Origin of the sequence: Prevotella sp. MA2016 (assembly GCF_000619825.1) — a bacterium.
In the GTDB taxonomy this organism is placed as follows: domain Bacteria; phylum Bacteroidota; class Bacteroidia; order Bacteroidales; family Bacteroidaceae; genus Prevotella.
The window spans coordinates 1-1455 of record NZ_JHUW01000002.1 but is presented as its reverse complement, the minus strand read 5'-3'; the positions used below and the strand labels follow the sequence as shown (position 1 = coordinate 1455).

Genomic DNA, 1455 nt, shown 5'->3' with positions numbered 1-1455 from the left:
TGATGTGACCCCGAAAAGTTGGACATTAAATTAAACGTTAATTATTTATCTCTCTATAGTAGTGAGCTCGGTATATAGCCGGGCTCATTCCTTTTAATCTCAGTTTTATTCTTTTATTGTTATACCACCAGATATATTTCTTCAGTTCTCGTTCAAACTCTTCGACAGATTCAAAATGATTCACGTATAGTAATTCGTTCTTCATAAGTCCGAAGAAGTTTTCCATCATGGCATTGTCCAGACAGTTGCCTTTCCTTGACATGCTTTGTACGATTCCATGGTCTTTGAGTATCTTCTGATACATCATATGCTGATAATGCCAACCCTGATCAGAGTGTAATACTAGACCATCTGTATTATGATATTTCCCAAATGCTTTTCTGAGCATAGAAATGACCATCTGCAGGTTGGGACTGTTAGATATGCTGTAAGAGATAATTTCTCCATTGAACATGTCCAATATAGGCGAGAGGTACAGTTTCTTGTCGTTGATACTTACCTGAGTAACATCAGTAGTCCACTTCTGGTTTGGACATTCTGCTGTAAAATCACGTTCCAGCACATTAGGCGCAATCTTTCCCACTTCACCCTTGTAGGAGTGATAGTGTCGTTTCTTGCATTTGGCTTTCAAACCGAGCTGTCTCATAAGCTTCTGTACTGTTTTGTGATTTATAATCTTACCTTCGTTTCTCAAAGCGAAACATATTCTCCTGTATCCATATCGACCATTATTCTCGTCATATATGGCTTTTATTCTGTTTCGCAGATCGTCATAGCCATCACCTTCATTCATATGCGAGAGGTAGTAATAGAATACGGAACGAGCCATCTTCATCCTTTGCAACATAAACTGCAACGGATATCCTTCAAGCCTTAGTTCTTCGATGGCTTTTGCCCAATCGCGCGTAGACGGGCGTTCCTTTCCTCGACTAAGGCTCTCACTTTTTTTAGCAGAGCATTCTCTGTTCTTAGCTCTTGTACTTCCTTACGAAGCCTTTCAAGCTCTGTCAGTGGTTTACTGTCCTTCTTTGGTCTACCCATACCTAGTGGTCTGCCTCGTTTTTTAACACGCTCCAAACCGGAAAGTCCTTCTGATCTGTATATCCTAAGCCAACGTACTATCAGAGTTGTACATGGACCGTATTTTATCGAAGCTGCGTGCAAAGGTAAATGATTTTTCTCAATATCAAGAACTATTTGCCTCTTTATTTCCGGAGTAGAGCGAAAATAACTTCTTTTCTTGAGACCATCTATACCTAATTCTTGATATCTTTGCCATAATACTTTTAGAAATTTCTCATCAGAACCGTAATGGTTACTGATATACCTGAAACTATATCCTTCCTCTAGCATATGCATATAACGGAGATAGTCTGATAGGCTTTGCCTCTTTTGCTTTTTCTTTAACATAATACACCCCGAAAGTTTTTTGTCTAACTTTCGGGGTGCACTTCA

General features: G+C 39.2%; 1 protein-coding gene and 1 pseudogene. Both read right to left on the bottom strand.

Features of this window, described 5'->3' with window-relative positions:
* Positions 1 to 37 precede the first annotated feature (37 nt).
* Positions 38 to 889: pseudogene (locus T360_RS0100060) on the bottom strand (IS3 family transposase); the annotation flags it as partial.
* Positions 874 to 1410 carry a hypothetical protein gene (locus tag T360_RS14175; RefSeq protein WP_051523232.1) on the bottom strand — a complete coding sequence of 179 codons (537 nt, stop codon included), beginning with the start codon at positions 1408 to 1410 and terminating at the stop codon, positions 874 to 876. The gene T360_RS14175 and the pseudogene T360_RS0100060, both read right to left, overlap by 16 nt.
* Between the last annotated feature and the right edge of the window lie 45 nt (positions 1411 to 1455).